This window comes from Streptomyces sp. NPDC048295 (assembly GCF_040652135.1).
GTDB lineage: Bacteria > Actinomycetota > Actinomycetes > Streptomycetales > Streptomycetaceae > Streptomyces.
Genome location: NZ_JBEZLL010000010.1, coordinates 119,793 through 143,502, shown reverse-complemented (window position 1 = coordinate 143,502; position 23,710 = coordinate 119,793). Strand labels below are relative to the sequence as shown.

The 23,710-nt window shown below is 70.1% G+C and carries 23 protein-coding genes; 13 read left to right on the top strand and 10 right to left on the bottom strand.

Annotation, left to right across the window (positions count from 1 at the left end):
• Positions 1–47: 47 nt before the first annotated feature.
• The 3 genes from AB0D53_RS17370 to clpS form a co-directional block, all read right to left on the bottom strand.
• Positions 48–1,487 carry an amino acid permease gene (locus AB0D53_RS17370; protein ID WP_362446729.1) on the bottom strand — a complete coding sequence of 480 codons (1,440 nt, stop codon included), beginning with the start codon at positions 1,485–1,487 and terminating at the stop codon, positions 48–50.
• 342 nt (positions 1,488–1,829) lie between these two features.
• A complete protein-coding gene (locus AB0D53_RS17365; protein ID WP_362446726.1) occupies positions 1,830–2,417 on the bottom strand; it encodes a DUF2017 domain-containing protein in 588 nt (195 codons plus the stop codon).
• A gap of 42 nt (positions 2,418–2,459) precedes the next feature.
• The gene (gene clpS, locus AB0D53_RS17360) at positions 2,460–2,774 is read right to left on the bottom strand and encodes an ATP-dependent Clp protease adapter ClpS (protein WP_329818249.1); all 315 of its coding nucleotides are present in this window, start codon (positions 2,772–2,774) and stop codon (positions 2,460–2,462) included.
• A 78-nt stretch (positions 2,775–2,852) separates the two neighbouring features.
• On the opposite strand from clpS, the gene AB0D53_RS17355 reads away from it, so the two are divergent.
• A complete protein-coding gene (locus AB0D53_RS17355; protein ID WP_362446722.1) occupies positions 2,853–4,181 on the top strand; it encodes a nicotinate phosphoribosyltransferase in 1,329 nt (442 codons plus the stop codon).
• Positions 4,182–4,341: 160 nt separating this feature from the next.
• The gene (locus AB0D53_RS17350; protein ID WP_362446719.1) at positions 4,342–4,926 is read left to right on the top strand and encodes an isochorismatase family protein; all 585 of its coding nucleotides are present in this window, start codon (positions 4,342–4,344) and stop codon (positions 4,924–4,926) included.
• Positions 4,927–4,982: 56 nt separating this feature from the next.
• Here the strand turns inward: AB0D53_RS17350 and AB0D53_RS17345 are convergent, their stop codons facing one another.
• Together AB0D53_RS17345 and AB0D53_RS17340 are read right to left on the bottom strand one after the other, a co-directional pair.
• On the bottom strand, positions 4,983–5,318 hold the full coding sequence (locus AB0D53_RS17345) for a hypothetical protein (protein ID WP_362446716.1): 336 nt from the start codon (positions 5,316–5,318) through the stop codon (positions 4,983–4,985).
• A gap of 124 nt (positions 5,319–5,442) precedes the next feature.
• Entirely contained in the window at positions 5,443–7,842 is a 2,400-nt protein-coding gene (locus AB0D53_RS17340; RefSeq protein WP_362446713.1) for an immune inhibitor A domain-containing protein, read from the bottom strand.
• Positions 7,843–8,210: 368 nt separating this feature from the next.
• Between AB0D53_RS17340 and AB0D53_RS17335 the strand changes: the two genes are divergently transcribed.
• Positions 8,211–8,576: a hypothetical protein gene (locus tag AB0D53_RS17335; protein ID WP_362446710.1), complete on the top strand. Its 366-nt coding sequence runs from the start codon at positions 8,211–8,213 to the stop codon at positions 8,574–8,576.
• Positions 8,577–8,645: 69 nt separating this feature from the next.
• Here AB0D53_RS17335 and AB0D53_RS17330 read toward each other — a convergent pair whose 3' ends face one another.
• Together AB0D53_RS17330 and AB0D53_RS17325 are read right to left on the bottom strand one after the other, a co-directional pair.
• Complete coding sequence (locus tag AB0D53_RS17330; protein ID WP_362446707.1) at positions 8,646–9,302, bottom strand: RDD family protein; 657 nt, start codon at positions 9,300–9,302, stop codon at positions 8,646–8,648.
• 110 nt (positions 9,303–9,412) lie between these two features.
• Positions 9,413–11,056, bottom strand: coding sequence for an RDD family protein (locus AB0D53_RS17325; RefSeq protein ID WP_362446704.1), 1,644 nt, complete (start codon positions 11,054–11,056; stop codon positions 9,413–9,415).
• 212 nt (positions 11,057–11,268) lie between these two features.
• Here AB0D53_RS17325 and AB0D53_RS17320 point away from each other — a divergent pair, with 212 nt between their 5' ends.
• Positions 11,269–11,745 carry an SsgA family sporulation/cell division regulator gene (locus AB0D53_RS17320; RefSeq protein ID WP_329818257.1) on the top strand — a complete coding sequence of 159 codons (477 nt, stop codon included), beginning with the start codon at positions 11,269–11,271 and terminating at the stop codon, positions 11,743–11,745.
• A gap of 35 nt (positions 11,746–11,780) precedes the next feature.
• On the opposite strand, the gene AB0D53_RS17315 is transcribed toward AB0D53_RS17320, so the two are convergent.
• A complete protein-coding gene (locus AB0D53_RS17315) occupies positions 11,781–13,148 on the bottom strand; it encodes an FAD-linked oxidase C-terminal domain-containing protein (RefSeq protein WP_362446699.1) in 1,368 nt (455 codons plus the stop codon).
• A 97-nt stretch (positions 13,149–13,245) separates the two neighbouring features.
• Here AB0D53_RS17315 and AB0D53_RS17310 point away from each other — a divergent pair, with 97 nt between their 5' ends.
• Positions 13,246–14,997 carry a tetratricopeptide repeat protein gene (locus AB0D53_RS17310; protein ID WP_362446696.1) on the top strand — a complete coding sequence of 584 codons (1,752 nt, stop codon included), beginning with the start codon at positions 13,246–13,248 and terminating at the stop codon, positions 14,995–14,997.
• A 34-nt stretch (positions 14,998–15,031) separates the two neighbouring features.
• On the opposite strand, the gene hppD is transcribed toward AB0D53_RS17310, so the two are convergent.
• Positions 15,032–16,177, bottom strand: coding sequence for a 4-hydroxyphenylpyruvate dioxygenase (hppD, locus tag AB0D53_RS17305; protein ID WP_362446693.1), 1,146 nt, complete (start codon positions 16,175–16,177; stop codon positions 15,032–15,034).
• Positions 16,178–16,311: 134 nt separating this feature from the next.
• Between hppD and AB0D53_RS17300 the strand changes: the two genes are divergently transcribed.
• The 8 genes from AB0D53_RS17300 to AB0D53_RS17265 all read left to right on the top strand — a co-directional run bounded on the left by AB0D53_RS17300 (position 16,312) and on the right by AB0D53_RS17265 (position 22,981).
• A complete protein-coding gene (locus AB0D53_RS17300; RefSeq protein ID WP_329818261.1) occupies positions 16,312–16,785 on the top strand; it encodes an Lrp/AsnC family transcriptional regulator in 474 nt (157 codons plus the stop codon).
• A gap of 15 nt (positions 16,786–16,800) precedes the next feature.
• Positions 16,801–17,448, top strand: coding sequence for an ABC transporter permease (locus tag AB0D53_RS17295; protein ID WP_362446689.1), 648 nt, complete (start codon positions 16,801–16,803; stop codon positions 17,446–17,448).
• Between the two features lie 100 nt (positions 17,449–17,548).
• The gene (locus tag AB0D53_RS17290; RefSeq protein WP_362447077.1) at positions 17,549–18,748 is read left to right on the top strand and encodes a betaine/proline/choline family ABC transporter ATP-binding protein; all 1,200 of its coding nucleotides are present in this window, start codon (positions 17,549–17,551) and stop codon (positions 18,746–18,748) included.
• The gene (locus tag AB0D53_RS17285; protein ID WP_362446686.1) at positions 18,745–19,644 is read left to right on the top strand and encodes an ABC transporter permease; all 900 of its coding nucleotides are present in this window, start codon (positions 18,745–18,747) and stop codon (positions 19,642–19,644) included. The genes AB0D53_RS17290 and AB0D53_RS17285 overlap by 4 nt, the downstream gene beginning before the upstream one ends.
• Entirely contained in the window at positions 19,644–20,624 is a 981-nt protein-coding gene (locus AB0D53_RS17280) for a glycine betaine ABC transporter substrate-binding protein (protein WP_362446683.1), read from the top strand. Before AB0D53_RS17285 ends, AB0D53_RS17280 begins: the two co-directional genes overlap by 1 nt.
• Positions 20,625–20,745: 121 nt before the next feature.
• On the top strand, positions 20,746–21,354 hold the full coding sequence (locus tag AB0D53_RS17275; RefSeq protein WP_362446680.1) for a winged helix-turn-helix domain-containing protein: 609 nt from the start codon (positions 20,746–20,748) through the stop codon (positions 21,352–21,354).
• Between the two features lie 77 nt (positions 21,355–21,431).
• Positions 21,432–21,629 (top strand): hypothetical protein, encoded by a 198-nt coding sequence (locus AB0D53_RS17270; protein ID WP_362446677.1) that lies wholly within the window; start codon positions 21,432–21,434, stop codon positions 21,627–21,629.
• On the top strand, positions 21,626–22,981 hold the full coding sequence (locus tag AB0D53_RS17265) for an MFS transporter (protein ID WP_362446674.1): 1,356 nt from the start codon (positions 21,626–21,628) through the stop codon (positions 22,979–22,981). The genes AB0D53_RS17270 and AB0D53_RS17265 overlap by 4 nt, the downstream gene beginning before the upstream one ends.
• Here AB0D53_RS17265 and AB0D53_RS17260 read toward each other — a convergent pair.
• Entirely contained in the window at positions 22,911–23,699 is a 789-nt protein-coding gene (locus tag AB0D53_RS17260; protein ID WP_362446671.1) for a S16 family serine protease, read from the bottom strand. The two genes, AB0D53_RS17265 and AB0D53_RS17260, sit on opposite strands and share 71 nt — an antisense overlap.
• Positions 23,700–23,710 lie beyond the last annotated feature (11 nt).

The window sequence follows — 23,710 nt, the reverse complement described above, 5'->3', positions numbered from 1 at the left end:
AGGGCCCGCATCGTGGACGTGTCCGCTGAAGCCGCAGGTCGGCGGGCTCAGTTCTTGGCGAAGGCCTTGTTCTCGGGGTTGCGGGCCTTGAGGACCACGTAGGAGATGCCGAGGAGGGCGGCCCAGAGCGGGGCGCAGTACAGGGAGATCCTGGTGTCCTTGTCGATGCCCATCATCACGACGACCACGGCGATGAAGGCCAGCGCGAAGGCGCTGGTGTACGGGGCGCCGGGGGCCCGGAAGGAGGACTGCGGGAGCATTCCGCGGTCGGCGAGGCGCCGGTAGCGGATCTGGCAGATCAGGATCATGATCCAGGCCCACATTCCGGAGATGGTGGCGAACGAGACGACGTAGGTGAAGGCGTCGCCGGGCCACCGGTAGTTGACCCAGACGCCGACGAGCATCAGCGCGGCGGAGAAGGTGGTGCCGACGAGCGGGGTGCCGCTCCTGGTGAGCCGGGTGAAGAGCTTCGGGCCCTGTCCGTTGAGGGCGAGGTCGCGCAGCATGCGGCCGGTGGAGTACATGCCGGAGTTGCAGGAGGAGAGTGCCGCGGTGAGCACGACGAAGTTGACGATTCCGGCGCCGAGGCCGAGGCCCATCTTGTCGAAGGCCTCGACGAACGGGGAGACGTCCGGCGAGAACTCGGTCCACGGGACCACGGAGAGGATCATGAGGAGGGCGCCGACGTAGAAGACGGCGATGCGCCAGGGCACGGTGTTGATGGCCTTGGGCAGTACGGTCTTGGGGTCCTTGGACTCGCCCGCGGTGACGCCGACGAGTTCGACGGCGAGGAAGGCGAACATCACGATCTGCAGGGTCATCAGGGTGCCCTTGATGCCGTGCGGGAAGAATCCGCCGTCCGCCCAGAGGTGGGTGACGGACGCAGTGTTCCCGGCGTCGGAGAAGCCGAGGGTGAGAATTCCGGCGCAGATGAGGATCATGCCGACGATGGCGGTCACCTTGACCATGGAGAACCAGAATTCGAGTTCGCCGAAGAGTTTCACGGAGATCAGGTTCACGCCGTACAGAATGATGGTGAAGATCAGCGCCGAGACCCATGGGGGAATGCTGAACCAGAACGTCATGTACTGGGCGGCCGCGGTGACTTCGGTGATTCCGGTGACGACCCAGAACAGCCAGTAGGTCCAGCCGGTGACGAATCCTGCGAAGGGGCCGATGAATTCGCGGGCGTACTCGGAGAAGGAGCCCGAGACCGGGCGGTACATGAGGAGTTCGCCCAGGGCCCGCATGATGAAGAAGATCACCAGACCTGCGACGGCGTAGGCCAGGATCAGGCTGGGTCCGGCCTTGGCTATCGCCTTTCCCGCGCCGAGGAAGAGCCCGGTGCCGATGGCTCCGCCGATGGCGATCATCTGGATCTGGCGGGCGCCGAGGGCCCGCTGGTACCCCTCGCCCGCCGGCCCGGCATCCGCGACTTCCACGGCCCGCCGGCCGCCCTGCCCATTGTCGACCTGTGCCGATGTCATGTGCTGCGCCTTTCTCCACGCCGATCCGCGCCGTCGAGGCCGCATATCGGGTCCTGATCCCCCCGGATATGGATGGAGTGCCGCCGGTGGTGGCCGGCTCGTGGCGTCCTCGGGAACAGGTGTGGCGTCCCCCGAGTGGTCGTGAAGATTTATCACGCACACCCGGGCGGGCCACCGGACGTTATGTGGTGCACACCACAGTAAAAAGCGGACAAGAGTTCCCTGCCGCAGCAAAAAGGCCATTCGGGTGACGGGATCGTTATTCGGATTTGAGCGTCCGTTGAGCGAACGCCCGACGTCCGTCGGGAGCACGCCGCCCCGTCACCGGCCACGGGACAGCCCTTACGGCATCAGGGTTTCCACGAGGGTTTCCTGGAGCGCGCCGAGCCAGAGATAGGCCATGACCATCGGCTTGCGCGGGTCGGTGTCGGGGAGCCGGTAGAGCGAGGAGTCGGACTCGCCCCCGTCCTGGTCGGAGACCTCCAGCCGGGTACCGATGGTGAGCCTGAGGTCGTTGAGGGCGCCGAGCCAGTTGCGGCATTCGTCGCCGGTCAGTTCGAGCACGGCGGAGCCGTCCCCGGCGACCGTGAGGGCGTCCAGGGTGCGTACGACGGCGAGGGCGTCGTCGCGCTTGCGGGTGCGCAGATCATTCTCGGTGAAGCGGCGGAATTCGGCGGAGGCGGCCCGCAGTTCGCTGTCCTCGTCGCCGTACGCCTCGGGGAAGAGGCGGGCCAGGGCGGGGTCGGTGGGCGGTTCGCTGGGCCCTTCCGCGAAGAGGGCGGCGAGCGGGTCCGCGCCCTCGGCGGGTTCGTCGCCGGGACCGATCAGTTCCAGCAGCTGGACGGCGAGGGAGCGCAGGATCGCGATCTCCACCTCGTCGAGCGCGACGGCCGCGCCGCCGCCGGGGGTGGCCTCGAAGTGGCCGGCCATGGGTTTTCTCCGATGGTGGGTCGGGCGAACGGGCGGGGAGGTCTAGTTGCGGTCCTGCGTGAGGGTGGCCCACAGTCCGTAGCCGTGCATGGCCTGGACGTCGCGCTCCATCTCCTCGCGGCTGCCGCTGGAGACGACGGCGCGACCCTTCTGGTGGACGTCCAGCATCAGCTTGTGCGCCTTGTCCTTGGGATAGCCGAAGTAGGCCTGGAAGACATAGGTCACATAGCTCATGAGATTGACCGGGTCGTTGTGGACCAGCGTCACCCAGGGGACGTCCGGCTCGGGGACGGCGACACTCTCCTCGGCCGATTCGGGACGCTCGATCTCTGTGGGTGCGACGCTCACCCACCCCATGCTGCCACTCGGGAGGGTCCATCGCACAAACGACCCGAGATCTCGTCACTCTGACGAAATAGGGGTAGCATCCGGAACATGAACTCTGCGGACCTTGGGCGACGGGTCGGTGTGCCGTCGACCGCGCTCTTCACCGACCAGTACGAGCTCACGATGGTGCAGGCCGCACTGAAGGCCGGCACGGCCGACCGGCGCTCGGTCTTCGAGGCCTTCACGCGCCGGCTGCCCGAGGGGCGGCGCTACGGCGTCGTCGCGGGCATCGGACGAGTACTGGACGCGGTGGAGAACTTCCACTTCGACGACGAGATGCTCACCTTCCTGCGCGAACAGAACGTCGTGGACGGGCCCACGCTCGCCTGGCTGGCCGACTACCGCTTCAGCGGTGACGTCTGGGGCTATCCGGAGGGCGAGGTGTACTTCCCGGGCTCGCCGATCCTGCGGGTGGAGGGCTCCTTCGCCGAGTGCGTGCTGCTGGAGACGGTGATCCTCTCGATCCTCAACCACGACTCGGCGATCGCCGCCGCGGCCTCGCGGATGTCCGCCGCGGCCGGCGGGCGTGGCCTGATCGAGATGGGTGCACGGCGCACCCATGAGCTGTCGGCGGTGGCGTCGGCCCGCGCCGCGTACATCGGCGGCTTCAACACCACGTCCGACCTGGCGGCGGGCTTCCGCTACAACATCCCGACCGTCGGGACGAGCGCCCACGCCTTCACGCTGCTCCACGACACCGAGCGCGACGCGTTCCGGGCCCAGGTCGACTCGCTGGGCCGGGGCACGACGCTGCTGGTCGACACGTACGACGTCGCCGAGGCGGTCCGTACGGCGGTCGAGGTCGCCGGGACCGAGCTGGGCGCGGTGCGGATCGACTCCGGCGACCTGCTGCTGGTCGCGCACCGGGTGCGGCAGCAGCTGGACGAGCTGGGCGCCACGGAGACGAAGATCGTGGTGACGTCGGACCTGGACGAGTACGCCATCGCCTCGCTGGCCGCGGCCCCGGTCGACGCGTACGGGGTGGGCACGCAGCTGGTGACCGGCAGCGGGCAGCCCACCTGCTCGATGGTCTACAAGCTCGTCGCCCGTGCCGGCTCGGCCGATCCGGCGGAGCCGCTGCGTCCGGTGGCCAAGAAGTCGCTCGGCGCGAAGTCGTCGGTGGGCGGCCGCAAGTGGGCCGCACGCCGGCTGGACGAGAACGGGGTGGCCGAGGCCGAGGTGGTCGGCACCGGCGCCGTCCCGCCGGAGCTGGCCGGCCGGCAGCTGCTGGTCGAGCTGGTCAGGGGCGGTGAGGTGATCGCCCGCGAGCCGCTGGACGCGGCGCGTGAGCGGCACATCGCGGCACGGGCGGGGCTGCCGATGTCGGCGGTGCAGCTGTCGCGCGGCGAGCCGGTGATTCCCACGGAGTACGTGTGACCGCGGAGCACGGTGGCGGGCGGGCGTGCCCGCACACCACCGTGCGCCCCGGGCGCCGCAAGGCTCCGTTCCGTCCCCTCCCTATCCGGGGCCGGAGTCTCTAGGCTCGAAAACACACCCCCCACGACCGCCGACCGTCCCCCACCGAAGGACACCCGCCATGCACCGCGCGTTGATCGTCGTCGACGTTCAGAACGACTTCTGCGAGGGCGGCAGCCTCGCCGTGGCGGGGGGAGCCGATGTCGCCGCCGCCATCACCGATCTGATCGGGGAGGCCCAGGCCGGGTACCACCATGTGGTGGCCACCCGTGACCACCACATCGACCCGGGCAGCCACTTCTCCGCCGAGCCGGACTTCGAGGACTCCTGGCCGGCGCACTGCGTGGCCGGCACCGAGGGTGTCGGCTTCCACCCGAACTTCGCGCCCACGGTCGCCTCGGGCGCGATCGACGCGGTGTTCGACAAGGGCGCCTACGCCGCGGCGTACAGCGGCTTCGAGGGCCTGGACGAGAACGGCGTGGGGCTGGCCGACTGGCTGCGGGACCACCGGATCACCGAGGTCGACGTGGTCGGCATCGCGACCGACCACTGCGTGCGGGCGACGGCGCTGGACGCGGTCCGGGCGGGCTTCACGACGCATGTGCTGCTCGACCTGACCGCCGGGGTCGCCGAGACGACCACGGAGCGGGCCCTGGAGGAGCTCCGCAGGGCCGGCGTGAAGCTGTCCGGCAAGCCGGTGGTGTAGAGCGCGCCACGGCCCCGGCGGCCCGCGCAGGCCCCGGGCCGGACGCCCCGCGGGCCTCAGGCCGGTCGTCGTACGGGGACGGCGGGGCGGAGCAGGGCCCGGATCGGGTGCCAGAGCTCCTGCGCCCGCTGCGGTCTCGCCTGCCACAGCAGCCCGTCGGGGTGGTGCAGCACGGCGGTGATCTCGTCGGGCGTGGGCGGTTCGGCGTTGCCGCGGAGATAGACGGCGCGCAGGCCCGCGTTGCGCAGCCGGGTCAGGGCGCGGGCCCGGTTGGCCGCGTGCACCAGGACCCGGACCGGGGTGCCGGGACCCGCCCCGTCCGTCGGACTGGGCAGGGTGATCGCCACCACCACACTGCCGTTCGGCAACTTGCAGAAACCTCCGCCTGCCATGCTCCGCGCTCCCCCGTGAGACGTCGTGTCAATAAGCTTCTGAACAAGACGCACCTAAACACGATCGGCCGCCGCCCGCTAGAGGGCGACGGCCGATCATGCTTTGACCTGCGGTTATGCGGAACTACTTGTGCGAAGGACCGACCTTGACGGTGATCGTCTGGCCGCTGCGCGGCTCCTTGACGATCGAGATCCGGGTGTTCGTGTCAGGGACCTGAACACTTCCGGTCGGGTTCTCCTTGTACCAGTAGGTGCCCTTGTGGTCGTCGAAGGCCGGGATGCCGCGCTGCGACTTCACCCGGACCGGAGCGTCCGCGTTGTGCAGCGTGAAGGCGTCGGTCGCGTACCAGCTGAAGGGGGCGTCGAACGGCTGGATCTTGTTGCGCATGATCGTGCCGTCGGCCCACTTCAGGGGCTTGGCGTGCGCGTCGACCGGCAGGATCAGGCCCTGGCCCGGGTGCTGCGACACGTTGTTGTCCTTCTGGGACTTGTCCCAGAGCCAGACGAGCAGACCGTTCTGGTACGGGTAGTGCTCCACCCAGTCCGGACGGGTCTTGGAGAAGCCGAAGTTGTACGGGCCGACCTCGAGGGTCTTGTCGTAGCTGACGTACTGGCGGTTCTCCGCGATGTAGTACTGCGGGTAGTCCTTGGTGAACGACTCGCCGACGCGGGAGAAGCCCTTGGCGGTCCAGCCGTTGTCGTCGCCCTCGGCGTTGTCCGTGAAGAGCACGGCACCGTCGGCGGTCACCGAGATGGTGTCCGCGGCGAAGCCGACGCCGCCCGCGCCGCCGTCGGTGGCGTAACGGAAGCGGATGTCGATCTTCTTGCCCGCGTAGGCGTCCAGCGGGAAGGAGAGCTTCTGGTAGGCGCCGGAGACGTCGGTCAGGGCCGGCTTGTCACTGGCGTCGCGCGGGATCGCCTTGCCGTCGGCCGTGCCGTCGATCGCGGTCCAGCTGGTGCCGCCGTTGTCCGACACCTCGGTGTAGAGGTAGTCGTAGTCCTTCTCGATGTCCCACCAGCCCGAAAGGTCCAGGGAGGCCTTGGACTTGCCGGTCAGGTCCACCGAACGGGACAGGGTGTTGCTGAGGTTGTCGCCCATGTCGCTCCACCACTGCTTGGAGCCCTCCGCCGGCTTGGTGACGGCGGTGGTGACGGGCTTCTCGGGCAGCGTGACGACGAGCGCCTGCTTGTTCTTGGTGTTGTACTCGGAGACGCCCAGCTTGTGGGTGGACTTCGTCGAGGCCTTGGCCTCGGCGTAGTCGAGCCAGCCCAGCTGGAGCTTGTCCCAGGCGGTCATGTCGCCGGGCAGGTCACCGATCGAGTCCTTGCCGGTGCCGAGCCAGGAACCGGCCGACATCAGGGACCAGAAACCGACCGAGTTCTCGGCGGTGTTGGTGGTGTCGTACAGGTCCGGCAGGCCCAGGTCGTGGCCGTACTCGTGGGCGAAGACACCCAGGCCGCCGTTCTCGGGCTGCGCGGTGTAGTCGCCGACCCAGATGCCGGTGTCACCGATCTCGGTGCCGCCGGCCTTGTTGTCGGCCGGGCCGGTCGCGCCGGCGTTGGTGCCGTAGGCGTACCAGCGGTGGGCCCAGATGGCGTTCTTGCCCTCGGCGCCGCCACCCGCGGACTCGTCCTCACCGGCGTGGACGATCTGGAAGTGGTCGATGTAGCCGTCGGGCTCGTTGAAGTCGCCGTCGTTGTCGTAGTCGTAGCGGTCCCACTGGTCGTACTGGGCGAGATCCGCCTTGATCTGCTCGGGCGTACGGCCCTTGGCCTTCTGGTCGGCGGCCCAGGCGTTCACGCCGTCCTTGATCATGTCCCAGGCGTTGGCGCAGTTGGTCGAGCCGCAGTAGTTGGACCCGTAACGGGCCTCGTTGTACGGCACCTTGACCCAGTCGGAGACCTCGCCGTCGACCGAGTAGCGCCCGGAGGACGTCTTCTCGTAGTACGTCTTCAGCGAGTCCTTGCCGGCGCCCTCACCGAAGTAGAGGTCCTGGAAGTGCGCCTGGTTGTAATCGGCCTGCCAGGCGGTGCTGTTGTCCTTCTTGGGGTCCGGCTTGGCTATCTTGTTGTGCTGCGGGCCGGGCGTGCCCCCGTACTTCAGGACGGGCGGCTTCGGGCCGTCGCCGTCCGGGTCGAACATGGTGGTGTTGTCGACCTGGTCGCCGAACTCCACCAGGACCGTGAAGATCTTGTCGGTCTTCTCACGGCCGAGCTCGACGTACTTCTTGTCGTCGAGCTTGACGACCTGCGAGCCGCCGCGCTTCGTGATCTTCTTGTCGCCCGATATGACCTGTTCCAGGGCGGCCTGACGCTGTGCGTCCTGCTTCTCCGTGAACGGGCCCTTCAGGTCGTGCTCGTTGCCCTTCGCCGAACCCGGGTCACGGCGTTCGACGGCGGCGCTCTTGGCCCCCGACGTCGCGTCATCTGCCTGGGCCGTGGCAAAAGCCGACGCCGTGGCGGCAGTGGCGGCCATGGCCACGACAACCGCTGCAGCGCGAAGCGCCCGTCTGTTTGTGGTCACTTGATGCAGTCCTCCCCGGCACTCGCCGCTGCGGCCAGGAGTGGTGTGGGGCCGCGCGCGAATACGCGTCACAAGTGACGACATTCGACCGGAGTTACGCGAGAAAAGACAGATCTTGACTTGGACAGGCCAAGTGCACTATGCAGGAGAGCGCTTCCGTTATCCGGACGTTCACCAAGCGGACAACCGGCGCGTCACGGGCCATGGTTGGGGTACGGAATGACTCCGTGCGCCCCCTGTGCACCGGCACCGTGGGTTAGGCCACGCTTACCAGTGGCCCCTCTCGGGCATCCACCGTCGTAGAGTCGATCGACAGTGCGACCGTGTCGAGAGACTGCCCATCCGATGCCCCGAGGACGGATACCGCCATGCCGCATCCCACTGCCGCACAGCTCTCCTACGGTTCGGTCACCGTCGTCTTCTCGACCCTCGCGATGCTGCTGCTCTCCCGTACGGAATCGGGCATCGGAATCGCCGTCATCGGAACCGCGGCGCTCGTGCTCGGTCTGCTGGTGGCCGTGACCGTACCCCAGCCGTCACACGTGAAAACCGCGAAGCGGGCAAGGGCCCGCTCCGCGGTCCGGGTGAACCAGGACGCGGTCTCCGCGGCCGTCGAGGCCGAGGGCCTCGCACGCGACGCGGACCGGACCCCGGTCACCGCCCCCCGCGAGGCCGCGCAGCGCTCCGCGGCTCCCGCGGGCGAGCACGTGGGCCGGCACTCGCTGCGGCCCTAGCCGGGCCGTCCGGCCCGGCCGGTGCGCTCGGTCGGTCCGGCTGAGTCGATCCGGCTCGGTCGGTCCGGCTCAGTTGGTCTGTACGACCACCGTCTTCGCCGCCTTGTCCTGCAGGCCCTGCCGGTACGGCTTGTCCGTGAACATGAGCACGATGTTGATCAGCCACCACAGGCACGGGCAGCACAGCAGTGCCGGCAGCCACAGCACCACGGCCCGCAGGAACGCCGCGCCGGTGTCCGGCACCCGGCCGTCGTTGAGCATCGCGACCCGGAGCTTCAGCAGCCGCTTGCCGAGGGTCCGGCCGTCCTTGTGCGTGAAGTACGTGTCGTACGCGACGTAGACGACCAGGCCGATCAGCGACCACACCAACTGGTGCCCGCTGTAGGTCTGGCTGAAGACATCGCCGACGCCGTTGCCGTTGCCGTTGTTCTCCGACACCTCGACCGCGCCGCCCCACGGCAGCGAGATCAGATAGAGCGGGATCGAGATGATCAGGAAGTCGATCAGCCGGGCCAGGATGCGCTTGCCCGGCTCCCCGAGCGGCGGCATGCCGGCCAGCGGATCCGCACCGCCGTACGGTCCGCCGCCGTAGGGCCCCGGATCGTACGGCGGCGGGGGCGGAGCACTGTCGTACGGCGAACCCGATGACGGCGGCGGCTCGTGCGGCTTCTTGAGGAACGGGTCGTCCTCGGGCGGCTGACCGGACGTCGGCTGATCGTTGCTCATGGGGGCAGTGCACCCCGGCGCGGGGGCGCCCGCAACGGCTCAGGTGCGTTCGGGGGAACGGGCGGCGCCGACCGCCCTCACCCGATGGGCCGTCAGCCGGACGGGTGCGCTCAGCTCGCGACGAAGGTGTGTGCCACCTTGTCGTGCCAGCACTGGCGCCATGGCCGGTCGATCAGGCACCACATGACGTTGACCACGCCGATCACGAGGACGCCGAGCACGCTGTAGACCAGCCACCGGCGCAGCGCGGCGCCGAAGGCCGGGGCGTCGTGGGACTCGATGTCCCGCACTTCGAGCCCGCAGACCTTCTTGCCGAGCGTGCGCCCCCACTTCGCCGTCGGCAGCGCCTCCAGCAGGACGCCGAGCACGAGGAACGCGCCGAGCACCCCACCGAACAGGCCGGCCGTGGTGGAGTCCACCAGCCAGACGGTGACCGTCTCACCGGACAGCTTCGCCGCGTCGATCTTCTCGTCGATGTGGTCCAGCGCCTGGGAGACGAGCGGGAAGCCGATGGCGCCGACGAGCGCCATGAGTACGACGGTGTCGATCAGCCGGGCGGCGAACCGCTTGGCGAGCCCGGCGGGCCGGGCCGCCGCCTGGGCCTGTGCGAGCTGCTGGAAGGGGTCGTCGACCGGCGGCTTCCAGGGCACGACGGGCTGATCCGGCTGAGCACCCTGCGCACCGAACGGCTGCGGCGGCTGGGGTCGCTGGGGCTGGAGTTGGTGCTGCTGAAGCTGAGGCCGGGGCCCTTGCTGCTGGGCCGGGAGCTGCGGCTGCGGCTGGGCCGGAGGCTGAGGCTGCTGTTGCTGCGGCTGCGGCTGCTGCTGAGCCGGAAGCTGCGGCTGCGGCTGTTGCTGCTGGGCCGGGAGCTGCGCCCAGGGAGCGGGGTTCTGTACGGGGCCCGGGGCCGGGGCGGGGTTCTGCGCCGGGGCGGGGGCCTGGTTCTGCGCGGGGGCCGGGGCGGGGTTCTGGGCACCCGTACCGGGGCCGATCGCGCGGATCGCCATCGTCCCCTCCGAGGCCGCCGGTTCCGGCGTCCGGTGAGCGGGCGGGCCGCCGCCCTGGCCCACGGCCCGGATCGTGACCGTCCCGTCCACGGGCGGCCGCCCCGCGTCACCCGTTCCGTCACCTCCGCTGTCGCTGCCGGGACGGCCCTGGCGGCCGAGCCGGATCGCCACCGTGTTCTCGGGGGGAGCTGCCGCGGGCTGTCGCGGGTCCGCCGGTGCCCGGTCGGCGGGGGCGGGGTCGGCGGGGGCGGGGGCGGGGGCGACTGCGGGCGTACGGGGATCGGGGCCCGGCTCCGTACCCGAAGGCCGGCCCTGATCAGCCTGGGCACTCCGGTCATCGGACTGGCCGGTGCCGCCCCAGGAGACCCGCCGGTCGCGTTCCCCGCCGAATCCGGTCTGCCGGGAGGCGTCTGCCTGCCAGGCGGTGGCCGGTTCGGGGCGATTGCCCGCGGACGGCTCCTCGTCCAGGAAGACCGGACCGGTCTCGTCCACCGGCGCCGGGACGGCGGGCCGGGACGGTGGCCGCCCCGGCGGATGCGGCTCCGGCCGTGGCTCGGCCGCCGGTGCGGAGGGCTCTGCTCCGGAAGGCTCCGCAGGCATCGTCTCGCCCTGCCGAGGGGCGGGGCGGCTCGTGCCTGGCACCCACGAGGCGCCGTTCCAGTACCGGACGTATCCGGGGATGGACGGGTCGGGGTAGTACCCCTCGCGGGGGCTTTCGTCACCGGGTGCCGGGGTTGGGGCGCTCATCACCGTGGTCCCGTATCTCTTCGAGGCCTGAATGCAACGGGTCCACATCTACCAGACGCCCGCCTACCCCTGGGCCACTCCAGGGGTTTGGGCCGCTTTCCCGTCGCCCGGAAATTTTTTTCGGAAGTCGCGTAATAGATGGCGGGGAGGGCGCTCTCTCCTTGTGCGGGCCGGTCATGGGACCGGTCCACAGGCACCGGAAGGACGCACTCATGGACACCGTCGTGGAACGCGAGCTGGAACTCAAGCTGGTCCTGTCGCCCGAGCGCAGCATCCCCGTACCCGCCCGTCTGACGTACCGCACGGCGGATCCGTACGCCGTGCACGTCGCCTTTCACATCGGCTCCGACTTCCCGGTCCACTGGACGTTCGCCCGGGATCTGCTGGTCGAGGGCGTGTTCCGGCCGTGCGGTCACGGGGACGTCCGGATCTGGCCGACCAAGGTCGAGCAGCGCAACGTCATCTTCGTCGCGCTGACCTCGCCCGACGGGGACGCGCTCCTGGAGGTGCCGTCCGCCGCGGTGGCCGCCTGGGTCGAGCGGACGCTGCGGGTGGTCCCGCCCGGCACGGAGGCCGAGCTGCTCGGGATCGACGAGGGCCTCGCCGAACTGCTCGCGCCGCTGCCGGCCGACGACCTGTGGATGCGCGACCCGTGGCCGTCGGACGAGTCGCAGGACGGCGAGGCATGAGCGGGCACCGCTCCGCCCGGCCCTCGCGCCCGCCGTCAGAACACCTTGCCGGGGTTGAGGAGTCCCAGCGGGTCGAACGCCTGCTTGATGCCCCGGTGCAGTTCGACGCTCACCTCGCCGAGTTCGCGCGCGAGCCACTCCTTCTTCAGTACGCCCACGCCGTGTTCACCGGTGATCGTGCCGCCGAGCTCCAGGCCGAGCGCCATGATCTCGTCGAAGGACTCGCGGGCCCGCCGGGACTCGTCGGCGTCGGTGTGGTCGAAGCAGACGACGGGGTGGGTGTTGCCGTCGCCCGCGTGCGCGCAGACGCCGATGGTCAGGTCGTACTTCTCCGCGACGGCCGCGGTGCCCTCCAGCATGGCGCCGAGCTTCGAGCGGGGTACGCAGACGTCGTCGATCATCGTGGCCGACTTGACGGTCTCCAGCGCGGTGAGCGACATCCGCCGGGCCTGGAGCAGCATTTCGGACTCGGCGGCGTCCTCCGCGGGGACCACGTCGCTGGCGCCGGCCGCGGTGCACAGCTCGGCGACGGCGGCCAGGTCGGCCGACGGATCGGGAGTGTCGAAGGCGGCGAGCAGGAGCGCCTCGGTGGTGTCGGGGAGGCCCATGTTGGCCATCTTGTTGACGGCCTGGACCGTTGTACGGTCCATCAGTTCGAGGAGTGACGGAGTGTGACCACGCTCCATGATCCGGCAGATCGCGTCGCAGGCGGTCGCCGCGCTCGGGAACTCCGCGGCCAGGACCAGCTGCCGCGGCGGCTGCGGCTTCAGCGCGAGCACGGCCTTCACGACGATGCCGAGGCTGCCCTCCGAGCCGACGAAGAGCCGGGTGAGGTCGTATCCGGCGACGCCCTTCGCGGTGCGGCGGCCGGTGCTGAGCAGGCGCCCGTCGGCGAGGACGACCTCCAGGCCGAGCACGTATTCGGCGGTGACCCCGTACTTCACGCAGCACAGACCGCCGGACGCGGTGCCGATGTTGCCGCCGATGGTGCACATCTCCCAGCTGGAGGGGTCCGGCGGGTAATAGAGACCGTGCTCGTTGACCGCCCGGGACAGCACCGCGTTGACGACGCCCGGTTCGACGACGGCGATCCGGTCGACCGGGCTGATCTCCAGGATCCGGTCCATCTTCACCAGGGACAGCACGATGCAGCCGTCGGAGGCGTTGGCCGCGCCCGACAGACCGGTACGTGCTCCCTGCGGGACGACCGGCACGCGCAGCGCGGTGGCCGTGCGCATGACGTGCTGGACCTGCTCGACCGTGCGCGGGAGCGCGACGACGGCGGGCGTGCCCGCGTCGCAGAAGCTCGCCATGTCGTGGGCGTACGAGGCGGTGACGTCGGGATCCGTGATCAGGGCCTCGGCCGGCAGACCCGCACGCAGTTGTTCGAGAAGACCGTTCATGATCCAAGCGTGACACCCGGGCCCATTGGTGTGAACCCGTCTGCCGCGGCCTTCGCAAGGCGCGGTGTGCTCTTATTACTGACGCAGAGTGATCGGCATGGATGTCATGCCGCAGCAGCCTCCGCAGTCCCCCGGCCCGAGCCGCCGCGCTCCCCTTGACGCCTCCGACTTCTCCGGGGCCTCCGCGCTGTCCGCGCTCCTCGACCCGGCTTCGGAGGACGAACTCCCGCCGCTCTCGCTGCGTACGACGCTGCGCCGGGCGGCCCTGGGGGCGGTGGCGGGTGCGGTGCTGGTGACGGGTGCGGTGGTGGCCGTTCCGGACGACGGGGAGAAGGCCGCGCCGCCCGTACCCGGTCCGGTCTCGCGTGCGCTGACGGCGACGGCGGCCGGCTCCCCGGCCTCGCTCTCCGATCTGACGGCGCTGATCGGGGACCGGCAGCGCTGGGTGGGCACCCATCCGTCCGACGCGCGGTCCTGGGCGGTGCTCGGTACGGCCTACGTGGAGTGGGCGCGCCGTTCCGCGGACACGGCGTACTACGGGCGGGCCGAGCAGGCGCTGAAGCGCTCGCTGGACGTGCGGCGGGGTGAGAGCGGGAACACGGAGGCCTGGGTGGGGCTCGCGGCGCTGGCCGATGCCCGGCACGACTTCGGCACGGCGAAGAAGTGGGGCGAGACGGTACGGGCGCGGCAGCCGAAGCAGTGGGCCGTCTATCCGGCGCTGATCGAGGCGTACGCCGGTCTCGGGGACTACAAGTCGGTGAAGACGGCGGTGGAACGGTTCACGGCGCTGCGTGCGGGGGTTCCGGCGCTCGTGCAGACGGCCAGGATGTATCTGGACCGCGGCTGGCGCGAGGACGCGCAGGCCAACGCGCAGGACGCGGCGGACCGGGCGGACACCCCCGTGCAGAAGGCGGAGTGCCTGGCCCTGCTGGGCGAGCTGGCCTGGGCGCGGGGCGAGCCGGAGGAGGCGGTCGCACAGTACGGCGCGGCACTGCGGACCGACCGGACGCACCATCCGTCGCTCGCCGGCCGGGCCAGGGCGCTGGTGGCGCTCGGCCGCACGGACGAGGCGCGGCGCGACTACCGGGCGGCGCTGGCGCGTCTCCCCCGGCCCGAATACATGCTGGAACTGGGCGAGTTGTACGAGTCGATGGGGATGGACGACGACGCCCGCGGCCAGTACGCGGCGCTCCGCGAGGCGCTCGACCGGGACGATGCCCGGGGCGTGGACAACGCGCTCCTGCGCGGCCGCTTCGAGGCCGGTCACGGGGATCCGGACGCGGCGGTCGGCCTGCTGGACGCCGAATGGGCGCGCGGCCACCGCAGCGCGGCGGTCGCGGACGCGCTGGGCTGGGCCCTGTACCGCTCGGACGAACCGTCCGCCGCGCTGCCGTACGCGGCCCGCGCGGTGGACACGGGCGGGCAGGACGCCTCGTACGCGTACCACCTGGGCGTGGTCCAGAAGGCCTTGCGGGACTACGGTCCGGCGCGCCGGAACCTGGAGAAGGCCATGCGCTCCAACCCGCGGTTCTCGCCGCTGGACGGTCCGGCCGCCCAGGAGTCCCTGGACGGTCTGGCGTCTCCCCCGCATGCCGAGCGTCCCGCCCCGGAGCCGGAGCCCCCCGCACCTCCGTCACCACAGGCATCGCAGGCATCGCAGGCACCGCAGGCATCGCGGGCGCCGGCATCCCCGGGGGCACCGGCCGCGGCGCCGGAACCGCAGCCGGAGCGGCAGAAGCCCGTACCGCGGGAATCGGAGCCTCAGCAGCCGGAAGCGGCCGAACCGCAGCCGCGGCAGCCCGAACCGCAGCGTCCCGTACCGACGCCACAGGCCCCGGGCGGCCGCTGAGCAGCCCGGAGCCTGTGGTGTGCCGACCCTGGGGTCAGAGGTTGCCGCGCTTCTCCTGCTCGCGCTCGATCGCTTCGAAGAGGGCCTTGAAGTTGCCCTTGCCGAAGCCCATCGAGCCATGGCGCTCGATCATCTCGAAGAAGACGGTCGGGCGGTCCTGGACCGGCTTGGTGAAGATCTGCAGCAGGTAGCCGTCCTCGTCGCGGTCGACGAGGATCTTCTCCTCGCGGAGGATCTCGACGGGCACGCGGGTCTCGCCCGCCCACTCGCCGAGGGTGTCGTAGTACGAGTCCGGGGTGTCGAGGAACTGGACGCCGGCCGCCCGCATCGCGCGCACCGAGGCGACGATGTCGTTCGTGGCGAGCGCGATGTGCTGGACGCCGGCGCCGCCGTAGAACTCCAGGTACTCGTCGATCTGGGACTTCTTCTTGGCGATCGCCGGTTCGTTGATCGGGAACTTGACCTTGAGGGTGCCGTCGGCGACGACCTTCGACATGAGCGCGGAGTACTCGGTGGCGATGTCGTCGCCCACGAACTCCTTCATGTTGGTGAAGCCCATGACCTTGTTGTAGAAGCCGACCCACTCGTTCATCCGGCCGAGTTCCACGTTGCCGACGCAGTGGTCGATGGCCTGGAAGGTGCGCTTGGCCGGGGGCTCGACGATCGGGTCGGCCGCGGTGTAGCCGGGGAGGTAGGGGCCGTCGTAGCCGGAGCGCTCGACGAGGGTGTGCCGGGTCTTGCCGTACGTGGCGATCGCGGCGAGCACGACGGTGCCGTGCTCGTCCTTGACCTCGTGCGGCTCGTCGAGGCCGAGGGCGCCGTGCTCGACCGCGTACGCATAGGCCGCGCGGGCGTCCGGGACCTCGATGGCCAGGTCGACGACGCCGTCGCCGTGCTCGGCCACATGGGCGGTGAGGAAGCGGCCGTGGTCGGTGGTGGCCCTGATGACGGAGGTGAAGACGAAACGCGCCGATCCGTTGGTCAGTACGTAACTCGCCGTCTCGCGGCTGCCGTTCTCCGGTCCGGAGTAGGCGACCAGCTTCATGCCGAAGGCCGTCGAGTAGTAGTGCGCGGCCTGCTTGGCGTTGCCGACGGCGAAGACGACCGCGTCCATTCCCTTGACCGGGAAGGGGTCGGCCTGCCGGGCTGTCTCGGGGGTGGTGTGCAGAGTCTCAGTCATGTCCGAAGACTCTCTCCGCTTCGCAAGGTGCGCAATAGTTTGTGAATCGGCTGGGCAATCTGTACAGCGGGTCGGGATGATGAGCGGGCTATCTGTACATGATGACCATCACGCCCACCCCTTCGGAGATGACCATGGCGATCGATCGACTGGACGGGCGGCTCATCGTGCTGCTGGCCCATGAGCCCCGCATCGGTGTGCTCGAAGCGTCGCGCAGGCTCGGCGTGGCCCGGGGCACGGTGCAGGCCCGGCTCGACCGGCTTCAGTCGAATGGAGTCATCCGCGGATTCGGCCCGACGGTCGATCCGGCGGCGCTCGGCTATCCCGTCACCGCGTTCGCCACGCTGGAGATCAAGCAGGGTCAAGGAGCCGACGTACGGGCCCACTTGGCCGGTGTACCGGAAGTGCTGGAGCTGCACACCACCACCGGGCACGGCGACATGCTCTGCCGTCTCGTCGCGCGTTCCAACGCCGATCTCCAACGGGTGATCGACCGGGTTGTCGGTTTTGATGGCATCGTCCGGGCCTCCACGGCCATCGTCATGGAGAACCCGGTCCCGCTGCGGATCATCCCGCTCGTCGAGCAGGCCGCGGAGGACAACGACTGAGCCGAGGAGTGACGCGTGAGCTTCTGGGAGTACCTGGGCAACCGGCACCAACAGCTGCTCACCGACGCGTACCAGCATGTCAGCGCCGTGTTCCAGTGCATGGTCATCGCCACCGCGCTGGGCATCCTGATCGGGGTCGTGACCTACCGCAGCGGCTGGGCGGGGTCCCTGGCCATCACCTCGACGGCGACGATCCTCACGATCCCCTCCCTCGCCGCGATCGGTCTGCTCATCCCGCTCGTCGGCCTCGGTGTCGCGCCCACGGTGATCACTCTGACGCTGTACGGGCTGCTGCCCATCGTCCGCAACTCCATCGTGGGGCTGCGCGGCGTCGATCCGGCGCTGGTCGACGCCGCGAAGGGCATCGGGATGTCGCGGCCGGCCCGGCTGTTCCGGGTGGAACTCCCGCTCGCCTGGCCGCCGATCCTCACCGGCATCCGGGTCTCCACACAGATGCTGATGGGTATCGCCGCCATCGCCGCGTACGCCTCCGGTCCCGGCCTGGGCAACGAGATCTTCCGCGGCATCGCCTCGCTGGGCAGCGCCAACGCGCTCAATCAGGTGCTCGCGGGCACGCTCGGCATCGTCATCCTGGCCCTGCTCTTCGACGCCGCGTACGTACTGCTCGGGCGGCTCACCATTCCAAGGGGGATTCGTGTCTGAGACCGCCACCGGGAGCACGGACGCCGGGAGGACCGGGAGCTCCGGGAGCTCCGGGAGCTCCGGGAGCTCCGGGACGAAGAGGACCACATCCGGTGCGACCATCCAGCTGGAGGACCTGACCAAGCGCTATCCGGGCAATCCCAACCCGGCGGTGGACAGCGTCTCGATGGAGATCAAGGCCGGCGAGACGGTGATCTTCGTCGGCCCGTCCGGCTGCGGGAAGTCCACCACCCTGAAGATGATCAACCGGCTGATCGAGCCGTCGTCCGGGCGGATCAGGATCGACGACGAGGACGTCACCGACATCGACCCGGTGAAGCTGCGCCGCAAGATCGGCTACGCGATCCAGTCGTCCGGGCTCTTCCCGCACATGACGGTCGCCGAGAACATCGCCCTCGTACCGAAGATGACCGGCTGGTCGAAGTCGAAGGTGAAGGACCGGGTCGAGGAGATGCTCGATCTGGTGGGGCTCGATCCGCGCGAGTTCCACGGGCGCTATCCCCGCGCGCTCTCCGGCGGCCAGCAGCAACGGGTGGGCGTGGCACGGGCGCTGGCGGCGGATCCGCCGGTGCTGCTGATGGACGAACCGTTCGGCGCGGTCGACCCGATCACCCGCGACCACCTCCAGGACGAGCTGATCCGGCTCCAGCACGAACTGCACAAGACGATCGTCTTCGTCACCCACGACTTCGACGAGGCGATCAAGCTGGGTGACCGGATCGCCGTGCTGCGGGAACGTTCGCACATCGCGCAGTTCGACACCCCGGAGGCGATCCTCACCAATCCGACGGACGACTTCGTGTCGGGCTTCGTCGGGGCCGGGGCGGCGCTGAAGCGGCTCAACCTCACCCGCGTACGGGATGTGGAGATGGCCGCGTTCCCGACGGTGACGGTCGACGACCCGCTCCAGTCGATCTTCAACAAGCTGCGCAGCGGCCCGCACAACGAGCTGTTGATGCTGGACCGCAGGAACCGCCCGTACAAGTGGCTGCGGCGCGGCGACCTGATGCGGGCCCGGGGTTCGCTGGCGCGGGCCGGGCAGCTGGTCCATGACACGGTGACGCGTGACGCGACGCTGCACGACGCGCTGGAGGCGGTGCTGACCGACAGCGGCGGGCGGGTCGCGGTGACCGGGCGGCGCGGCGAGTTCATCGGGGTCGTCGACATGCAGACCCTGATGAACTCCGTCCATGAGCTGCTGGAGGCCGACCGGCTCGCCGCCATCGAGCACCAGCACGATCTGGAGGAGATGCGCAGCCACCAGACCGAGGCGGAGCTGGAGGGCGGTGCGGGCGCATGACCCCCAACTCGCCGTTGAACCACGAGCCCTCCCGCCGGGCGCGCGCCGAGCGCCCGGTCCCCTCCTCCGACAAGGACCGCCCGCCCGGCGAGCACGACGTCAAGGGCCATGCGTTCCGGGACGAGGAGGAGGAGCCCGCCCCGCCACCGGCCGGTCCGCCGCGCCGGATCACCTGGCGCAAGCTGGTGGTGATGCCGCTCGTGCTGGCGATCGTGCTGGTCGTCACGTATCTGTGGATCACCAACGTCCATCTCGACTCGATCGCGCGGAACTCGCTGACCGGCGGCAATGTGCAGCTGCGCTGGTGGCAGCATGTGCGGCTGACCGCGATCTCGACGTTCTGGGTGCTGATCATCGCCATTCCGCTGGGGATCGCGCTGACCCGGCGCAGGCTGCGCAAGGGCGCCCCGGTGGTCACGGCGGTCGCCAACATCGGGCAGGCGACACCGGCGATCGGTCTGCTGGCGCTGCTGGTGATCTGGCTGGGCATCGGTCCTTCGACGGCGATCATCGGCATGGTGATCTACGCGGTACTGCCGGTCTTCTCCAATACGGTGGCCGGTCTCAAGGCGATCGAGCCGAACCTGATCGAGGCCTCGCGCGGCATCGGCATGTCGGCGACGGGGACGCTCACCAAGGTCGAACTGCCGCTCGCCGTCCCGCTGATCCTGGCCGGGGTGCGTACGGCGCTGGTGCTCAATGTGGGCACGGCGACGCTGGCCACCTTCGTCGGCGGCGGCGGTCTCGGCGACCTGATCACCTCGGGCATCCAGACCCAGCGGATGCCGGTGCTGGTGCTCGGTTCCGTGCTGACGGTGGTACTGGCGCTGCTGGTGGACTGGCTGGCCTCGCTGGCCGAGGTGGCGCTGACGCCGCGCGGACTGGAGGTGGGGTGATGGCTCCGCGGAAGGTACGGGCCGGCCTGGTGGGGGCGGTGGCGCTGGCGCTGGTGCTCTCCGGGTGCGGGCTGAAGAGCGGCTCGCCGATGGCGGACGACGTGCAGCCGGGCTCGGTCGGCCGGGGGAAGCCGCTGGACGGTGCCTCGCTGACCGTCACCTCGAAGAACTTCAGCGAGAACATCATCCTGGGCCAGATGATCGGCCTGGTCTTCAAGGCCGCCGGCGCGGAGGTCCTGGACCGGACGAACCTGCCCGGCTCGATCAGCGCGCGCGAGGCGATCGTCAAGGGCGACGCGGACGCGATGTACGAGTACACGGGCACCGGCTGGATCACGTATCTGGGCCATGCGAAGCCGATCCCCGACCCGGTGAAGCAGTGGGAGGCGGTCCGCGACGAGGACCGCAGGAAGGGGGTGACCTGGCTGACGCCGTCCACGCTCAACAACACCTACGCGCTCGCCATCAGCCGGAAGAACAACGCGAAGTACCACCTGAGGACGCTCTCCGACGTCGCGGCGCTGGCGAGGACGGACCCGTCGGCGGTGACGATCTGCGTGGAGAACGAGTTCGCCTCGCGCGACGACGGGCTGCCGGGCATGCAGAAGGCCTACGGGATGTCGCTCCCGGCCTCCAACATCAAGAAGATGGACGCCGGGATCATCTACACCCAGGTCTCGAAGTCCGGCTCCTGCCTGCTGGGCGAGGTGTTCACCACGGACGGCCGGATCAAGGCGATGGACCTCGACGTGCTCGTCGACAACAAGCACTTCTTCCCCAACTACAACGCGGCGCCGGTGATCCACACCAAGACCTTCGAGAAGTATCCGCAGATCGCCGCGCTGCTCGACCCGGTCAGCAAGAAGCTGACCACCGAGGTCGCCCAGGTGCTCAACGCCAAGGTGGACGTGGACGGGCAGGACCCGCACGAGGTCGCGAAGGACTGGCTGATCCAGGAGGGGTTCATCAAGCAGGGCTGAGCCGGGAGCCCCGTCGCCGCCCTCCCCCGATCGGCGCCCGCCGCTCGCAAAGATTCCGTTGCAAAGAATCCACTGCAAAAAACTTGTTGCAAAGAGAGTTTTGCAACTCTACGGTTGTCCCATGCCCGCACCAGAGGACGGCGCCGAGCCCTCCGCCGAAACCGAGAACATCCACAAGGTCGATGCCCGCACCCTGCGCGGGCTGGCCCACCCCCTGCGACTGCGCCTGCTGACCGCCCTGCGGGAGTACGGCCCCGCCACCGCCTCCGGTCTCGCCGGCCGGCTCGGCGAGTCCAGCGGCGCCACCAGCTACCACCTCAGGCAGCTGGCGGCGTACGGCTTCGTCGAGGACGACCCGGAGCGCGGCAAGGGCCGCGAGCGCTGGTGGCGGGCCGCACACCGGGGCACCATCTTCGACAGCGGCAGATTCCTCACCCACCCGGACCCCGAGGTCCGCGGCGCGGTCGACGTCGTACTCCACGAGATCGCCAACTCGCACGCCCAGGAGCTGAACACCTGGGTCGGCACCATGCGCGAATGGCCCGAGGAATGGCGCGACGGCTGGGACATCAGCGATTTCGCGGTGCGCCTCACCCCGGATCTCACCGAGGAGCTGATCCTCAAGGTCCACGACCTCATCGAGAGCTACCGGGGCCGGGTCCCGGAAGGCACCGAGGGATCGGCCAACGTCCGCAGCCATGTGCACTTCTTCCCGCGCCCCACGGAGTAATCCGCCCGCGGGGCAACGAGCCCGCAGCACGACGCCCCGGCGGGCAACGAGCCCCTCCTGACCGGAAGGACACCGCCATGCACCCCGACAACCATCTGCGGCTGCACCACCTGCGCTCCACCGAACTGCGAGAGCAGGCACAGGAATTCGGCCTCGTTCCCACCCCCTCGCGCACCGGGCTGCGCACCCGGCTGGGCTGGGCCCTCGTCGACCTGGGGCTGCGCGTCCTGCCCCGCCACCCCGTTGGCGCCTCGGCCGCAGCCGGCCCGGCGTGAACGGCCGGGGGGACCGCAGCCGTATCCCGCTGATCGCCGTACTGTCCGCCAACTCCATATCCACGGCCGGTACTTCACTCACCCTCATCGGCGTCCCGTGGTTCGTCCTGGAGACCACGGGAAGCGCCGGCCGGGCCGGTGTCGTCGCCTTCTGCGCGACCCTGCCCATCGTCGTCTCCGCCCTGATCGGCGGCCCCGTCATCGACCGGATCGGGCGGCGCCGGGTCTCCGTCGCCTCCGACCTGGTGTGCGGCCTCGCCGTCGCCGCCATTCCGCTGCTGCACCACGCCGACGCCCTCGCCTTCTGGATGCTGTGCGCGCTGATGGCGGTCGGCGGACTCCTGCACACCCCGGGCAACACCGCGCGCTACGTCCTGGTGCCGGATCTCGCCGAACACGCCGGTACCACCCTGGCCCGCGCCGCCAGCCTCTTCGACGCCGTCTCGCGCGGTGCCAGGATGGTCGGGGCGGCGCTGGCCGGCGTGCTGATCGCGCTCGTCGGCGCGGAGACCGTACTGCTGCTGGACGCGGCGACGTTCCTGACCTCCGCGCTGCTGATCGCGGCGGGCATCCGGGGGGTGCGCGCGGCCGAGCCCCGCAAGGCCGCGGCGCCGGTCTCGCTGCGCGCCTACCGCACCGAAATGCGCGAAGGCTTCACCTACCTGCTCGGCAACCGGCTGCTGCTGGCGGTCGTGGTGACGGTCCTGTTCATGAACGGCACCGACCAGGGCTGGAACGCCGTCCTGCTTCCGGTGCACGCCGCCACCGAACTGGGCGGGGCCGGGGACATCGGCCTGCTCACCGCCCTGTTCGGCGCGGGCGGGCTGACCGGGGCGCTGCTGTACGGGGCGGTCGGGCACCGCTTCTCGCGACGGGCCGTGTTCACGGTGTGCGTGGTGCTGTGCGGCGCGCCCAGGTACATGGTCGCGGCGCTGACCGGGACGACCCTGCCGCTCGCCGTGACCATGGCGCTGAGCGGTCTCGCGGGCGGGGTGCTGAACCCGATCCTGACGACGGTGATCTACGGAACGGTCCCCGACGAGCTGCGCAGCCGGGTCTCCGGGGTCCTCACGGCGGGCGGCGAGCTGGCCATGCCGGTGGGCGGTCTCGCGGCGGGCCTGCTGGTGGAAAGCGCGGGCGTGCGCGGGGCGCTGCTGGCGATGGGCGGGGTGTACCTGCTGGCGACGCTGAGCCCGCTGGTCTTCCCGGCATGGCGCACGATGGACGAGGCGGGGGCGGTGGCCGACCGCGCGTCCCTGCCTGCGCAGGCGTCCGAGGAGATCAGCAGCCCGGGACCTTGTGGCCCTGCTCCAGCGCCTTCAGCGAGGACACCGCGCTCTTCAGCGTCGTGACCGGGATCAGCCGCAGCCCCTTGGGGAGCTCGGCGCGCGCCTCCCTGCACTCCGCCTTCGGCACGAGAAAGACGGTCGCCCCGTCGCGGCGTGCGGCCTGGGTCTTCAGCGACACCCCACCGACCGCACCGACCTCGCCGTTCGCCTGGATCGTGCCGGTACCCGCGACGGTACGGCCGCCGGTGAGATCGCCGCCGGAGCCGTCGCCGTCGAGCTTGTCGACGATGCCGAGCGCGAAGAACAGACCGGCGCTGGGGCCGCCCACATCGGCGAGGTGCAGGGTCACATCGACCGAGCCGGGCTTCTTCCCGAGGTAGTTCAGGGCGGCGTCGACCGCGGAGTCCTGCGACTTGCGCATGTCGTCGAGATTGTGCTTCTCGATCTCCTTCTCGGAGCCGCCGCTCGGGTAGACGGACTCACGGGGCAGGACCGCCCGGTCCGTACGGAACCAGCTGTCGATCACATCACCGATACCGACGTCCGCGGTCGGCCCGGTCGCGACGATCGTCGTCATCCGCAGCTCGCCCTCGGTGGTCCGGGTCGGCGTGCCCTTGATGCTGATCACGGGCGTGCCGTGATCGCTCCCGAGCACATTCGCCGTCGAGCCGGGCTGCGCCAGGGTGAACGGCAGCGGTGCGAACGCGGCCACACCGAACAGGGCGAGGACGGGCAGGGCGCACAGAACGAGGGCACGGGGGCGCGAGAGGCGAGTGAGCACCCGCCCAATCT

Bases quoted from the DNA above. Each gene is read 5' to 3' on its own strand.
- AB0D53_RS17310 (WP_362446696.1), top strand. From the start codon at position 13,246: ATGGATGTCATGCCGCAGCAGCCTCCGCAGTCCCCCGGCCCGAGCCGC.
- AB0D53_RS17345 (WP_362446716.1), bottom strand. From the start codon at position 5,318: ATGGCAGGCGGAGGTTTCTGCAAGTTGCCGAACGGCAGTGTGGTGGTG.
- AB0D53_RS17275 (WP_362446680.1), top strand. From the start codon at position 20,746: ATGCCCGCACCAGAGGACGGCGCCGAGCCCTCCGCCGAAACCGAGAAC.
- clpS (WP_329818249.1), bottom strand. From the start codon at position 2,774: ATGGGGTGGGTGAGCGTCGCACCCACAGAGATCGAGCGTCCCGAATCG.
- AB0D53_RS17270 (WP_362446677.1), top strand. From the start codon at position 21,432: ATGCACCCCGACAACCATCTGCGGCTGCACCACCTGCGCTCCACCGAA.
- AB0D53_RS17285 (WP_362446686.1), top strand. From the start codon at position 18,745: ATGACCCCCAACTCGCCGTTGAACCACGAGCCCTCCCGCCGGGCGCGC.
- AB0D53_RS17350 (WP_362446719.1), top strand. From the start codon at position 4,342: ATGCACCGCGCGTTGATCGTCGTCGACGTTCAGAACGACTTCTGCGAG.
- AB0D53_RS17315 (WP_362446699.1), bottom strand. From the start codon at position 13,148: ATGAACGGTCTTCTCGAACAACTGCGTGCGGGTCTGCCGGCCGAGGCC.
- AB0D53_RS17320 (WP_329818257.1), top strand. From the start codon at position 11,269: ATGGACACCGTCGTGGAACGCGAGCTGGAACTCAAGCTGGTCCTGTCG.
- AB0D53_RS17335 (WP_362446710.1), top strand. From the start codon at position 8,211: ATGCCGCATCCCACTGCCGCACAGCTCTCCTACGGTTCGGTCACCGTC.
- AB0D53_RS17325 (WP_362446704.1), bottom strand. From the start codon at position 11,056: ATGAGCGCCCCAACCCCGGCACCCGGTGACGAAAGCCCCCGCGAGGGG.
- AB0D53_RS17370 (WP_362446729.1), bottom strand. From the start codon at position 1,487: ATGACATCGGCACAGGTCGACAATGGGCAGGGCGGCCGGCGGGCCGTG.
- AB0D53_RS17330 (WP_362446707.1), bottom strand. From the start codon at position 9,302: ATGAGCAACGATCAGCCGACGTCCGGTCAGCCGCCCGAGGACGACCCG.
- AB0D53_RS17300 (WP_329818261.1), top strand. From the start codon at position 16,312: ATGGCGATCGATCGACTGGACGGGCGGCTCATCGTGCTGCTGGCCCAT.
- AB0D53_RS17280 (WP_362446683.1), top strand. From the start codon at position 19,644: ATGGCTCCGCGGAAGGTACGGGCCGGCCTGGTGGGGGCGGTGGCGCTG.
- AB0D53_RS17355 (WP_362446722.1), top strand. From the start codon at position 2,853: ATGAACTCTGCGGACCTTGGGCGACGGGTCGGTGTGCCGTCGACCGCG.
- hppD (WP_362446693.1), bottom strand. From the start codon at position 16,177: ATGACTGAGACTCTGCACACCACCCCCGAGACAGCCCGGCAGGCCGAC.
- AB0D53_RS17365 (WP_362446726.1), bottom strand. From the start codon at position 2,417: ATGGCCGGCCACTTCGAGGCCACCCCCGGCGGCGGCGCGGCCGTCGCG.